Raw genomic sequence first — 13,466 nt, 5'->3', positions numbered from 1 at the left:
TGGATGCCTCGGCGTCCGCTCAAAGCAGTCGCATTTTTAACAACACGCGACTTTCCGGGCTATCGCTCGCGAGAGACGCAAGACGGGAGAAACATCCATGTCCAGCGAATGGCCTCTTTGGGAAGTCTTTATCCGCGGCCAGCACGGCCTCAATCACCGTCATGTTGGCAGCCTGCACGCGCCCGATGCCGAGATGGCGGTCAACAATGCGCGTGACGTCTACACACGTCGCAACGAGGGCGTGAGTATCTGGGTGGTGCGCTCAAGCGACATCACCGCGAGTGCGCCTTCCGACAAGGGCCCTCTGTTTGATCCGTCGAATTCGAAGGTCTACCGCCATCCAACCTTCTTCGACGTTCCCGATGAAGTGGGGCATATGTGATGAGCGTCTCCTCCAACACAGCCGTCAGCCAGACCGCGCTTTTCGAGTTTCTGACCCGCATGGGCGACAATGCGCTGATCCTTGGCCATCGCGTTTCCGAATGGTGCGGTCATTCCCCAGCGCTCGAAGAAGACATTGCTCTATCCAATACCGCGCTTGATCTTATCGGCCAGACACAACTCTGGCTCGGCCTTGCGGGTGAAGTGGAAGGCCTCGGTCGCAGTGCAGACAATCTCGCCTACCTGCGCGATGCTCGCGACTTCCGCAATGTTCTCCTTGTCGAACGCCCGAATGGAGATTTCGGCAAGACGCTGATGCGCCAGTTCCTGTTCGATGCATGGCATTTCCTGATGCTCAAGGCGCTTTGCGGTTCTACCGACAAGCGCATTGCCGATATTGCAGAAAAGGCCGTCAAGGAAGTTGCCTACCATCTCGATCGGAGCCGCGATCTGATCATTCGCCTCGGCGACGGCACCGCCGAAAGCCATCGCCGCATGCAGGAGGCGCTTGACGATCTTTGGGCCTATACTGGTGAACTCTTCATCGACGACGCAGTCGACACAGAGCTCGCAACTTCCGGCATCGCTCCGGGTCCGGAAAGCCTGAAGGCCACGTGGGATGAACTCATTGGCGAGACACTCTCTGAGGCGACGCTGAAAAAGCCAGCCGACAGCTTCATGCACAAGGGCGGAAAGCGCGGCGTTCATACCGAACACATGGGCTTCATCCTGGCCGATCTGCAATTCCTGCAGCGCGCCTATCCGGGCGCCACCTGGTAACGGAAGGAGACGGTCATGATGGCCGTGACTTTGCCTTCGCCAGCCGACGTCTGGCAGTGGCTCGCAGAGGTTCCGGATCCCGAGATTCCGGTGATTTCTCTGGTCGACCTCGGCATCATCCGCCATGTCGCCTGGGATGACGAGACACTGGTGGTAACGGTGACGCCGACCTACTCGGGCTGTCCGGCAACAGCGATCATCAACCTCGACATTGAGCGGACGCTCATTGAAAAGGGGATCGAAAAGCTGCGGCTGGAACGTCAGCTTTCACCGGCCTGGACGACGGACTGGATCAGCGACGAGGGTCGCGAGAAGCTCAAGGCCTACGGCATTGCGCCACCCGTTGATGGCACCGCGATAGATGGCCTGCTGCGCCAACGTGTCGAGCGCCTCTCGGGTCGCTCCAACCTGACGATCGCCTGTCCGCGCTGCGGATCGGCAAACACCGAAAAGATCAGCCAGTTTGGCTCGACGCCGTGCAAGGCCAGCTATCGCTGCACCGATTGTCTGGAACCATTCGACTACTTCAAGTGCATCTGACGCTTTGCCCAGTGAGGTCCGCAATATGGCACGTTTCCATTCTCTTCAGGTCACCGATATCCGCCGCGAGACACGTGACGCCGTGGTCGTTACCCTCGCTCCGATGGACGAGGAGCGCGATGCATTTGATTTCACGCAAGGCCAGTATCTGACGTTCCGCCGGAAGTTCGATGGTGAGGAACTGCGCCGTTCTTACTCGATCTGTGCAGGACGCGACGAAGGCGTCCTAAGGGTCGGCATCAAGCGGGTCGACGGCGGCTGCTTTTCCACCTGGGCAAATGAAGAACTGCAGATTGGCGACACAGTGGAGGCGATGCCTCCGATGGGTGCGTTCTTCACGGCGATCGAACCGGAGATTTCCAAGACCTATCTTGGCTTTGCCGCCGGCAGCGGCATCACGCCAGTGCTGTCCATAATCAAGACCACGCTGGCGCGTGAGCCGCGCTCCCGCTTCACGCTCGTCTACGCTAACCGGCAGATAAGCTCGATCATGTTCCGTGAGGAACTGGAAGATCTGAAGAACACATACCTCGGGCGCCTTTCCATTTTGCATGTGCTGGAAAGCGAGGCCCAGGATATCGACCTTTTCACCGGTCGCATCGACGCTGACAAGTGCACAGCACTTTTCAAGCACTGGATCGACCTCAAAACCGTCGACACCGCTTTCATCTGCGGACCAGAGCCGATGATGCTGACGATCGCTGCCGCCCTTCGTGATCACGGCATGCGCGAAGAGCAGATCAAGTTCGAGCTCTTTGCATCCTCGCAGCCGGGTCGGGCGCGCCGGAAGACGGAAAGCCTCAGCTCTCAGGATCGGTCCGCTGCCTGTGAGGCGACGGTCACCCTCGATGGTGCAACCCGGGTATTCAAGATGCCAAAGCAGGGGCAAACACTCCTCGAAGCCGCGCTCGAGAACAATATGGACGCACCTTACGCCTGCAAGGCAGGTGTCTGTTCCACGTGCCGGGCCAAGGTGATCGAGGGCGAGACCGAGATGGAAGTCAACCACGCGCTGGAGGACTACGAGGTTCGCCAAGGCTACGTGTTGACCTGCCAATGTTATCCGCTGAGCGACCGGGTCGTAGTCAGCTACGACCAGTAAGGCGCGCAGAAGCGAGGGAGGAATGCTGATGTCCGATACGATGCCGATCGAGGAGTATCTGCTCAAGGGCGGTGTGCTGACGTCGCCCGACAATGTGACACCGCGCTATCGCGGCGAACTTCTGCGCCTGATGGCGAGTTTCGTTGATAGCGAGCTTGCTGGCGCAGCCGGCTTTGCCGACACGATCAACGATGCGCCCGGCATCAAGGAGCGCATTGCCTCCGCGAAAATCGTTCTCGAGAAGACCGACCATGCTGGCCGTGTCCTCGAAATCATGGGCAGCTTCGGCGCTGATACCGAACGATACGCCGTCCATCACCCCTGGGACGCCCGCCTCACCCGTGAGGCCGATATCGGGTCTGCGCGTCAGGGCGGCGACATGCGACTATCCGTCTTCCACTATCCCCTGCACGGTTGGATCGACGCGGTCGTCATGAACGTCCTGATGGGGACTGCTGGCGCCATCCAGCTCAGAGAACTCACCCATGTTTCCTACCAGCCGCTCGCCGAAGTGTTCCGCGCTATTCTGCCGCGCGAGGCACATCACACCGAACTCGGCATCGAGGGACTGAAGCGGGTTGCTGAAAGTGAAGACGGAACGTCGGCGGCACGTGAAGCGATCGCCTACTGGCGCCCGCGCGTTACGGCAAGTTTCGGCCTCTCCGGCTCGGCCCGCTACGAAACGCTGGCCCGCTTCGGGCTACGCCACACCCCCAACGAGGCGCTGCTGTCCGAATGGCAGGCTGCCATCGATGCGCAGCTTGCAGCGCTCAACCTGAACTGACCGGAAGGATGAAACAATGAACGTTCTGGTAAACCCGCCACGCCGGCTGGAAAGCTTTGTTTCTGGGCGCTGGGTTCCGGGCACGAAGGACGGCACGCAACTGCTCGACGCCTCGACGGGCGAGCCGGTCGCACTGATCGATTCCAGTGGCATCGATTTTGCGGCGTCTCTGGCCTATGGCCGCGAAAAAGCCGGACCTGCACTGAGACGATTGTCATTCCATGAGCGCGCAGCGATGCTGAAGGCGCTTGGTCAGGCGCTGATGGATCGGAAGGACGAGTTCTACGCCCTTTCATCGGCAACCGGCGCCACAAAGACCGACAGCTGGATCGACATCGACGGCGGGATCGGCACCCTTCTCTCCTATGCCTCCAAGGGTCGGCGCGAACTGCCAAACACTCGCGTCCTCGTCGATGGAGACGTCGAAACCCTGTCGCGCGACGGTACTTTCTCGGCCCGGCACATCCTGTCGCCGCTGCAAGGCGTCGCAATCCATATCAACGCCTTCAACTTCCCAGTCTGGGGCATGCTGGAGAAGCTGGCCCCGACCCTGCTTGCCGGCATGCCGGCAATTATCAAGCCAGCCAGCCAGACTGCCTATCTAACCGAGCTCGTCGTGCGTCGCATGATCGCGACCGGCCTTCTGCCGGAAGGCGCCGTACAACTGGTCTGCGGTTCGGTCGGCGATCTTCTTGACCATGTCGATGGACAGGATGTTGTTACCTTTACGGGATCCGCCTGGACGGGACGAAAGCTGAAGACGCATCCGGCAATCATCGACAATTCGGTCCGTTTCACAATGGAGGCGGACAGCCTGAACGCCTCTGTCCTCGGCCTAGACGCTGGCCCTGGCACAGAGGAATTTGAGCTTTTCGTCAAGGAAGTCTCCCGTGAAATGACAGCAAAGGCGGGCCAGAAGTGCACAGCGATCCGCCGTGTCATTGCGCCACGCGCCTATTGCGACGCGCTGGTCTCGGCGCTTGGCGAGAGGCTTGGCAAAACAACCCTCGGCAATGCCGCCGATGAAAACGTCCGAATGGGGCCGCTTGCGAGCCTCGCCCAACGAGACGAGGTGCGCGCGCGAATACGCGATCTGCTTGCCGATGCCGAGATTGTTGCCGGCGATCCTGACGATGTGCGGGTTGTCTCCGGCAATGCAGATAAAGGAGCGTTCCTCAATCCGGTTCTTCTCTACTGCGACAGGCCTTGGGAAGCGCAGGCAGTTCACGACGTGGAAGCCTTCGGTCCGGTCAGTACGGTCATGCCCTATGACAGTGTTGAGGAGGCCGTCAATCTTGCTCGCCGCGGCAAGGGAAGCCTGGTCTCGTCGGTGTTCACAAACGATCCCGGTTTTGCCGAAGAGGTCGTCCTCGGCATGGCGCCTTTCCACGGCCGCGTGCTGATTGGTAACCGCATGAGCGCCAAGTCTTCAACCGGCCACGGCTCGCCATTGCCCGGCCTTGTTCATGGTGGCCCAGGGCGCGCTGGCGGCGGCGAGGAACTCGGCGGAATTCGCGGCGTGAAGCACTACATGCAGCGGACTGCCGTCCAGGGTTCGCCGACACTTCTGTCCGCTGTGACCGGCCGCTGGGTTCCCGACGCGGAAGTGCGCAAAGACGACGTACATCCATTCCGCAAATCGCTCGCGGAACTCCGCATCGGCGACCAACTCGTCACCGGTACGCGAACAGTCGGCCTCGAAGATATCGAACATTTCGCCAATTTCACTGGCGATACGTTCTACGCCCACATGGACGAGCAGGCTGCCCGTGCCAATCCGTTCTTCGATGGGCGCGTGGCACACGGTTATCTGATCGTCTCCTTTGCCGCCGGCCTCTTCGTTGACCCGGCTCCCGGCCCGGTTCTTGCGAACTACGGTGTCGACAACCTGCGCTTCCTCACTCCAGTCAATCCGGGCGACACGCTGCAGGTGCAGCTTACCTGCAAGGAGATCAACCCGCGCATCGGCGCAGAGCATGGTGAGGTGCGCTGGGATTGCCGGGTAACAAACCAGCATGGCGCGACGGTTGCGCAATACGACGTGTTGACGATGGTCGCCAAGACAAGGGACTGATCAAATGGCGCAGGTCTATTCCTATGATGGTGTTGTGCCTGTCATCCACCCGACGGCGTTTGTCCATCCCGCCGCCGTGGTGATCGGCGACGTCATCGTTGGACCGGCCTGCTATGTCGGGCCTTGCGCCGTGCTCAGGGGAGATTTCGGACGGATTACCATGGAGCGTGGTTCAAACGTTCAGGAAACCTCAGTCGTGCACAGTTTCCCTAACGTCGAGGTTATCATCGGCGAGGACGGTCATATTGGCCACGGCGCGGTCCTGCATGGCTGCAGGATTGGCCGCAATGCAATGGTAGGGATGAATGCAGTCGTCATGGACGAGGCGGTTATTGGCGAAAATGCCATTGTTGCCGCCATGGCGTTCGTAAAGGCCGGCGCAGAAATTCCGGCAAACAGTCTTGCTGTCGGATCGCCGGCGAGAGTCATCCGGGAGCTCAGCGAAAAGGAGATAGCCTGGAAGCGACAGGGCACGGGCGTCTATCAACGCCTTGCGCTGGAAGCGAAGGACAAACTCAAACCCGTCAAGCCGCTGAGGGAACCGGAAGTTGACCGTCGCCGGATTGAAGCACCCGCATATGATCCGCTGATCCTGGAGCGACTGAAGCTCGGTGATTGAAGTACTCAGCGCACCGCCTTGACACCCTCCAGGATCAGTGTTGTGGCGATATCTGCATATTCGTCACGGCTAACCGGACCGCCGGGGCGAAACCACATGTAGACCCAGTTCATCATGCCAAACAGCGACATCGTCACTGGCATCAGCAGTGGCTTGTTGGCATTGAGATCCGGATTGATCTCGATGATCGTGTTGGAGAAGCGCTTGACGATCCTGCGCTCGATAGCCCTGAGCTCGTCCAGCTGTTCGGGTGACAGGGCACTCGTGCCATTGAGCTGTACCTTGTGCTCGTTGTCGGCGCCCCGATAATTTTCCAGCACCTGGCGAACGAGGAGCCGAAGCCGCTCCTGGGGTGTCGCACCGGGTTGGTCGGCGGCGGCCACGGCAGCTTCCAGTTCCTCGAGGTGATTGCGGATGATGTCAAAGATCAGCGCGTCCTTGCTCGGATAGTAGTGATAAAGCAAGGCCTTGGAGACATTGCTGCGCGATGCAATGTGGGCCATGGAAGCCTTTTCCATCCCCATCTCTGCAAAAACCGCAGCGGCGCTGCTCAAAAGGCTCCGTTGCTTCTCTTCAAAATCGATCGCGCGCGTTCGTGCCATATGATCCTTTGTCCTGTCCTTCTTCGCGCCCTCCACGCGACGAGCTCATGAAAGCTTTGGCGGTGCTTCCCGGCCGTTTCGGCATGCCGGGAAGCAATCGCCCTATTCCTTCGGTCTGTTATCGACGACCCGCTTTGCCTTGCCCTCGGAACGGGCGACTCCGCCCGGGTCGCGAATCTCGATCCTTGTGGTAACACCAACGACGCTCTTGATGTAGTGGGCAAGGGATTTTGCCGAGGAGGCACGTGCGATTTCGTCTGCGGCCTCCGGTGTACATTCCACATGAACGGTCATCTGATCCATCCGGCCGGCCCGGCTGAGCTCGATCTGGAAGTGTGGCGCAAGTCCCTGACACTTCAGGATCTGCTCCTCGATCTGAGTCGGGAAGACATTGACGCCGCGAAGGATCATCATGTCGTCGGATCGACCGGTGATTTTTTCGATGCGCCGCATGGAACGCGCCGTTCCCGGCAGCAGGCGTGTCAGGTCGCGCGTGCGGTAACGTATGATGGGCAAGCCTTCCTTGGTCAACGTTGTGAAGACGAGCTCGCCCATTTCACCGTCAGGAAGAACCTCACCCGTCGCCGGATCGATAATCTCGGGATAGAAGTGATCTTCCCAGATGTGCAGGCCGTCCTTAGTCTCGACGCACTCGCTGGCAACGCCGGGACCCATCACTTCAGAAAGACCATAGATGTCGACAGCATGCATGTCGAACGACTGTTCGATCTCCTGTCGCATTGCGTTCGTCCAGGGCTCCGCGCCGAAGATACCGACCGCCAGCGAACTCTCGCGGGGATCTATGCCCTGGCGTTTGAACTCGTCGAGGATGGAGAGCATGTAGGAGGGTGTCACCATGATGATGCGTGGCTTGAAATCCTGCATCAATGTGACTTGGCGCTCGGTCATGCCACCTGACATCGGCACAACGGTACAGCCGAGTCGCTCGGCACCGTAGTGAGCGCCAAGGCCACCGGTGAAGAGCCCATAACCGTAAGCGACATGGACCATATCGCCTGACCGGCCGCCGGCTGCCCGGATTGAACGGGCCACCATATCTGCCCAGGTGTCGATATCCTTTTGCGTATAGCCGACGACGGTCGGCTTGCCCGTGGTACCCGAAGACCCATGAATGCGGACCAGCCTTTCGCGCGGCACGGCAAACATGCCGAACGGATAGGTGTCGCGAAGGTCCTTCTTGGTGGTGAACGGGAACTTTGCCAGATCGGCCAGCGACTTCAAATCCGACGGATGCACACCCGCTTCGTCGAAGCGCGCGCGATAGAATGGCGAGTTCTCATAAGCGTGGCTCAGCGACCATCTCATCCGGTCAAGTTGAAGTGCCGCAATCTCGTCACGCGAGGCTCTTTCAATCGCCTCGAGATCGCCTGGGCGGGGTGATAGGTCTTCCATGTCTGTCTCCTCCGAATTAAACAACCGCGGCGTTACGCCCCTTCCGATAAAAGGGTGCCCTTGACGGTGCGCGAATGACCGCGGAACTCGGCGATATGCTCGCCATTCTGATTGGTCACGTTGATATCGTAGATGCCGCCGCGACCACGCCGCGAGACCTCGCGCGCGGTTGCCGTCAACAGATCGCCGGCAAAAGCCGGTGCGATGAAGGTGACCGAGCAATGCTGCGCGACTGCCCGCTGGTTGTAGGTATTGCAGGCAAAGGCAAAGGCGGAATCGGCCAGAGTGAAGATATACCCGCCATGGCACGTTCCGTGACCATTGGTCATTTCACCCTTGACGATCATGGAGATGACCGCCATGCCTGGCGCCACACTTTCCAGGGCCATGCCGAGATTGCGCGAGGCGTTATCCTCCCGCCACATCGCATCTGCGCAGGCATCGGCGAGCCCCTGCGCCGTCAGGGCCGTCCTGTCCGTCATCGTCCCTTGAACTCCGGCTTGCGCTTTTCGAGGAACGCTGCGACACCCTCGGCGTAATCCGCACTGCGGCCGGCTTCGCGCTGGAGATCGCGCTCGAGTTCCAATTGCTCGTCGAGCGAATTGGTGGCGGCGGCCTGTATGGCGCGCTTGGTCATACCGAGCCCCCTTGTCGGCCCTGCTGCGAGCTTCGTTGCGAGGGCGCGCGCTTCTTCAAGGAGCGAGGCGTCGTCGACTGACTTCCAGATCAGACCCCAATTTGCCGCCGTTTCGGCGTCGATCGGCTCCGCTGTCAGTGCGAGTGCCTTGGCGCGCGCCTCACCAAGCAGGCGAGGTAGGCTCCACGTGCCACCAGAATCCGGCACCAGACCAATCTTGGCAAAGGCTTGAATGAACCGCGCTGAGCGGGCGGCCAAAGTGATGTCGCAGGCAAGCGCGATGTTCGCACCGGCCCCCGCTGCAACACCGTTCACCGCACAAACGACTGGCTTGTCCAGCGTCCTGATTAGCCGAATGAGCGGGTTGTAGTACGTTTCGATTGTACGTCCGAGGTCCGGAGCAGCTCCTCCCTTTCGGGGATCGCGGTCTCCGAGATCCTGCCCGGCGCAGAAGCCTCGACCTGCAGCGGTGAGCAGCACGGCTCGCACGGACAGATCCTGGTGTGCCCGCTCGAAGCCGGCACGAAGGGCCAGATGCATCTCTTCGTTGAAAGCATTGAGCTTGTCGGAGCGATTGAGCGTCAACGTAAGGACGCCTTCGGCAAACGCCGATAGGACGGTGTCGGATTCGGACATGTTTCCTCCAGTTCCGCCAGGATCGGGCGGTTCATGAAAAAACTCTTGCATAAACCGACCGGCCGGTCAATTATAAAACCACAGCATGAGAGGAACATGTGATGGATGCCCTTTTCGACCGCCACCAGCCAACGCTCGCAGCAGCCCAAAAGGCGGCGCAGGCACGCGGCTATTGGTCTGCCTATCCCGAAATTCCAAGTGGCAAGATCTATGGCGAGACGGCCAAGGATGAAGGTCTCGCATCCTATAATGCGCGACTCGGCAAGCTTTTTGAACTTCCCGCACATCCAGCAACCACCACGGTTGGAGACGAAGTTTCGCCTTTCGGCCCCGCTCTTGGCATCACATATCCCGCGTCTGATCCCGAGACCCTGATTTCGGCTTCTCTCACTGCCGCACCGCAATGGGCAGCAGCCTCCGTCGAGACGCGCGTTGGCATCTGCCTCGAGATATTAGCCCGCCTCAATCGTCTCAGTTTCGAAATGGCCAACGCCGTCATGAATACAACTGGGCAAGCCTTTGCCATGGCGTTTCAAGCCGGCGGACCGCATGCGCAGGATCGGGGCCTTGAGGCTGTTGCCTACGCCTACACAGAGATGGTCCGCACCCCGCCAGAGGCCACCTGGACCAAGCCGCAGGGCAAGGGCGAACCGATCGTACTCGAAAAGCATTGGCGCATCGTGCCACGCGGCATCTCGCTGGTGATCGGCTGCCAGACCTTCCCGACCTGGAACAGTTATCCGGGTCTCTTTGCCAGCCTTGCGACCGGCAACACGGTCATCGTCAAGCCCCATCCCGGCGCCATCCTGCCCCTGGCGATCACAATCTCGGTTATGCGCGAGGTCCTAAGCGAGGAAGGGTTCTTGCCCGATATCGTGCTGCTTGCAGCCGATGCACCCGGTGCAGAAATCACCCGTGACCTCGTGCAGAACGATGCGGTCTCCCTTATCGACTACACCGGATCCAGCAGCTTTGGCGAATGGGTTCGAAACCATGCGGGCAATGCCCAGGTCTACACAGAAGAGGCCGGCGTCAATTCGATCGTGATCGCCTCGACCGACGACTTTGCCGGCATGTGCGCAAATATTGCGTTTTCGCTTTCCCTTTACAGCGGTCAAATGTGCACCGCCCCCCAGAACATCTACGTTCCCAAGGCAGGGATAGGGTCGAACGAGGGTCATAAGAGCTTTGACGACGTGGCAAATGGCATTGTCGCCGCAATCGATGATCTCTTGGCCGATCCGGCGCGCGCCGCCGGCATCTGTGGCGCAATCGCCAATCCGACCACTATGGCCCGTGTCGAAAGCGTCCTTAGCCTCGGCAAAGTCATTCGTCGATCTGCTCCGGTCGCTGCCGGAGAGGCGCGCACCGCTACCCCGCTTATTCTCGCCGTCCAAGCAGATCAAACGGCCGTCTACGAAGAAGAACGCTTCGGCCCGATCACCTTCATCATCGCTGTCGCCGATGCGGCCGACGGCGTTGGCCGGGCCAACTCGCTTGCTCGGCGGAAGGGAGCGATCACTGCAGCACTTTATGAGACCGACGAGAAACGATTGGCGACAGCTGTGGACGCTTTCGCAGCTTCAGGCGTCAACCTCTCGATCAATCTCACCGGCGCAATCTTCGTCAATCAGAGCGCTGCCTTCAGTGATTTCCACGTTACAGGCGCCAATCCGTCAGGCAATGCCAGCCTGACCGACGCCGCTTTCGTAGCCAACCGCTTCCGTACCGTCATGTGGCGTCGCCCGAAGGCGGCGTGATGGCTTTGACTTAACCCTTTGTTCTCTTGGGAGGAGACTGACATGAAATTTGCGACAACGACCGCGCTGGCGGGCACGCTAGCGTTTGCTCTCGGCCTGGCAAGCCCCGCCCTTGCCGATATCCGTATCGGCGCAACCGTCTCGGAAACCGGCCCCGCCTCGTTCCTCGGCGATCCCGAAGCAAAGACGCTGAAGCTCCTGGTCGATGAGATCAATGCTGCCGGCGGCGTCCTCGGCGAAAAGCTTGAGCTCGTTATCTATGACGACGGCGGCGACCCCAACAAGGCACGTACCTTCGCGACACGGCTTGTCGAGGATGACGAAGTGACCGCGGTTATCGGCGGCACCACAACGGGAACGTCAATGGCTATCATCCCGGTTGCAGAGGACGCGGAGATTCCGTTCATTTCGCTTGCCGGAGCAATCGAAATCATCGACCCGGTCAAGCCCTACACCTTCAAGACGCCGCATACTGATCGCATGGCCTGCGCAAAAATCTTCGATGACATGAAGAAAAAGGGCTTTACGAAAATCGGCATGATTTCCGGCTCAGACGGCTTTGGCGCGTCGATGCACAAGCAATGCCTGGCAATCGTTGGCGAGTACGGCATCGAGGTCGTCGCGGATGAGACCTACGGGCCGACTGACGCCGACATGACCCCACAACTCACCAACATCAAGAACACGGCCGGTGTACAGGCAATCCTGAACCCGGGCTTCGGCCATGGGCCCGCCATTGTCACGCGCAATTATGCGCAGCTTGCCGTCGGCCTGCCACTCTACCAGTCGCACGGCGTTGCCTCCAACGGCTTCATTGATCTCGCCGGCGCAAGTGCTGCCGAGGGCATTCGCCTGCCGGGCACCGCGCTTCTGGTCGCGGACATCCTGCCGGAAAATGATCCACAGCGCGCCGTCGTAGCCTCGTACAAAAAGAGCTACGAGACGGCCACCGGCAAACCGGTATCCACCTTTGGCGGCTATGCGCATGATGCGCTGCGCATTCTTGTCGACGCGATTAACCGTGCCGGCAAAGCCGAACCTGAGGCAATCCGAGATGCCATTGAGTCCACCAAGGGTCTGGTGGGGACAACTGGGACAGTGACGATGTCCGGCGACGACCACCTGGGGCTCGACCTCACGGCCTTCCGCATGCTCGAGATCCGTGACGGCGGTTGGAAGATCGTCGAGTAAGCCACTGAGCAGGCAACGGTCGGGGCAGAAAAGTGCTCCCGCCGTTGCGCGGCGCCAATTGGGGAGGCACAAATGGCCGAGTTCATGCAATTTTTGCTGTCCGGTGTGACGGTCGGCGCGGTCTACGCGCTGGTCGCACTCGGCTTCACCATCATCTACAACGCATCGGATGTCGTGAACTTCGCCCAGGGCGAGTTCGTCATGCTCGGCGGGATGATCACAGTCTTTTCCTACCAGGCGGGCATCCCCCTGCCACTGGCGGCAATCCTTGCCATCCTTGCCACGGCGGCAATCGGGGTTGCATTGAACAAGCTCGCGATCGAGCCGGCGCGGGGGGCTCCTGTCGTGTCGCTGATCATTATCACGATCGGTGCCTCGATTTTCATTCGCGGCCTCACACAAATCACTTTTGACAAGCAACTGCACAGTCTTCCCGCTTTCTCCGGCGACACGCCGATTGCGCTTGCTGGAGCAACCATTCTACCGCAAAGCCTGTGGGTGGTGGCCGGAGCGCTTGCGGTCTTCATTGGCCTCTGGGTGTTCTTCACCAAGACGCTGACCGGACGCGCCGTCCTGGCGACGGCCAACAACCGCATCGCTGCACAACTAGTCGGCATCAACACCCGCTACATCATGACGCTGAGCTTTGCACTTTCGGCGGCAATTGGCGCTTTGGCAGGCGTTCTCGTAACACCGATCACACTGACAAGTTATGACGTCGGCATATCACTCGCGCTGAAGGGTTTCGCTGCTGCGATGCTAGGCGGCATGGGCAATCCCAAAGGGGCGTTGGTGGGCGGACTTCTGCTCGGCATCCTCGAAGCGATGACCGCGGGCTACATCAGTTCGCAATATAAGGACGCGGCAGCCTTCATCGTGATCCTCGCCGTCCTCTTCGCCATGCCACAGGGCATCTTCGGCCGCAAAGTGACGGATCGGGTATGACG

General features: G+C 59.9%; 14 protein-coding genes. 10 read left to right on the top strand and 4 right to left on the bottom strand.

What is annotated here, in order from left to right; translation table 11 throughout:
* Positions 1–97: 97 nt before the first annotated feature.
* Genes paaB through JNB88_RS08965 form a run of 7 tightly spaced genes read left to right on the top strand, consistent with a single transcriptional unit; the run spans position 98 to position 6,280 of the window.
* On the top strand, positions 98–382 hold the full coding sequence (paaB, locus tag JNB88_RS08995; RefSeq protein WP_037136679.1) for a 1,2-phenylacetyl-CoA epoxidase subunit PaaB: 285 nt from the start codon (positions 98–100) through the stop codon (positions 380–382).
* The gene (paaC, locus tag JNB88_RS08990) at positions 382–1,161 is read left to right on the top strand and encodes a 1,2-phenylacetyl-CoA epoxidase subunit PaaC (RefSeq protein WP_220355150.1); all 780 of its coding nucleotides are present in this window, start codon (positions 382–384) and stop codon (positions 1,159–1,161) included. Before paaB ends, paaC begins: the two co-directional genes overlap by 1 nt.
* 15 nt (positions 1,162–1,176) lie before the next feature.
* The gene (gene paaD / locus JNB88_RS08985; RefSeq protein WP_220355149.1) at positions 1,177–1,701 is read left to right on the top strand and encodes a 1,2-phenylacetyl-CoA epoxidase subunit PaaD; all 525 of its coding nucleotides are present in this window, start codon (positions 1,177–1,179) and stop codon (positions 1,699–1,701) included.
* A gap of 25 nt (positions 1,702–1,726) precedes the next feature.
* Entirely contained in the window at positions 1,727–2,803 is a 1,077-nt protein-coding gene (paaE, locus tag JNB88_RS08980; RefSeq protein WP_220355148.1) for a 1,2-phenylacetyl-CoA epoxidase subunit PaaE, read from the top strand.
* Between the two features lie 28 nt (positions 2,804–2,831).
* Positions 2,832–3,587, top strand: coding sequence for a Phenylacetic acid catabolic protein (locus tag JNB88_RS08975; protein ID WP_220355147.1), 756 nt, complete (start codon positions 2,832–2,834; stop codon positions 3,585–3,587).
* A gap of 16 nt (positions 3,588–3,603) precedes the next feature.
* Complete coding sequence (paaZ, locus tag JNB88_RS08970) at positions 3,604–5,661, top strand: phenylacetic acid degradation bifunctional protein PaaZ (RefSeq protein WP_220355146.1); 2,058 nt, start codon at positions 3,604–3,606, stop codon at positions 5,659–5,661.
* A gap of 4 nt (positions 5,662–5,665) precedes the next feature.
* The gene (locus tag JNB88_RS08965) at positions 5,666–6,280 is read left to right on the top strand and encodes a transferase hexapeptide repeat family protein (protein WP_220355145.1); all 615 of its coding nucleotides are present in this window, start codon (positions 5,666–5,668) and stop codon (positions 6,278–6,280) included.
* A 5-nt stretch (positions 6,281–6,285) separates the two neighbouring features.
* On the opposite strand, the gene JNB88_RS08960 is transcribed toward JNB88_RS08965, so the two are convergent.
* From JNB88_RS08960 to paaG, 4 genes are all read right to left on the bottom strand, one after another.
* Positions 6,286–6,882, bottom strand: a complete 597-nt coding sequence (locus JNB88_RS08960; RefSeq protein WP_220355144.1) for a TetR/AcrR family transcriptional regulator — start codon at positions 6,880–6,882, stop codon at positions 6,286–6,288.
* A gap of 102 nt (positions 6,883–6,984) precedes the next feature.
* Positions 6,985–8,295: a phenylacetate--CoA ligase PaaK gene (gene paaK / locus JNB88_RS08955; RefSeq protein ID WP_220355143.1), complete on the bottom strand. Its 1,311-nt coding sequence runs from the start codon at positions 8,293–8,295 to the stop codon at positions 6,985–6,987.
* A 32-nt stretch (positions 8,296–8,327) separates the two neighbouring features.
* Positions 8,328–8,777 (bottom strand): hydroxyphenylacetyl-CoA thioesterase PaaI, encoded by a 450-nt coding sequence (gene paaI / locus JNB88_RS08950; RefSeq protein WP_037136696.1) that lies wholly within the window; start codon positions 8,775–8,777, stop codon positions 8,328–8,330.
* A complete protein-coding gene (gene paaG / locus JNB88_RS08945; protein WP_220355142.1) occupies positions 8,774–9,568 on the bottom strand; it encodes a 2-(1,2-epoxy-1,2-dihydrophenyl)acetyl-CoA isomerase PaaG in 795 nt (264 codons plus the stop codon). Before paaG ends, paaI begins: the two co-directional genes overlap by 4 nt.
* Before the next feature lie 101 nt (positions 9,569–9,669).
* Here paaG and paaN point away from each other — a divergent pair, with 101 nt between their 5' ends.
* The 3 genes from paaN (at position 9,670) to JNB88_RS08930 (ending at position 13,464) form a co-directional block, all read left to right on the top strand.
* Entirely contained in the window at positions 9,670–11,328 is a 1,659-nt protein-coding gene (gene paaN, locus JNB88_RS08940) for a phenylacetic acid degradation protein PaaN (RefSeq protein ID WP_220355141.1), read from the top strand.
* Between the two features lie 42 nt (positions 11,329–11,370).
* Complete coding sequence (locus tag JNB88_RS08935) at positions 11,371–12,519, top strand: ABC transporter substrate-binding protein (RefSeq protein WP_220355140.1); 1,149 nt, start codon at positions 11,371–11,373, stop codon at positions 12,517–12,519.
* A gap of 72 nt (positions 12,520–12,591) precedes the next feature.
* A complete protein-coding gene (locus JNB88_RS08930) occupies positions 12,592–13,464 on the top strand; it encodes a branched-chain amino acid ABC transporter permease (protein WP_220355139.1) in 873 nt (290 codons plus the stop codon).
* Positions 13,465–13,466: the final 2 nt, after the last annotated feature.

The organism is Rhizobium cauense (assembly GCF_019511525.1).
Lineage (GTDB): Bacteria > Pseudomonadota > Alphaproteobacteria > Rhizobiales > Rhizobiaceae > Rhizobium > Rhizobium cauense.
Note: the sequence above shows the minus strand (reverse complement) of the source record. Positions and strands in the feature narration are given on the sequence as shown.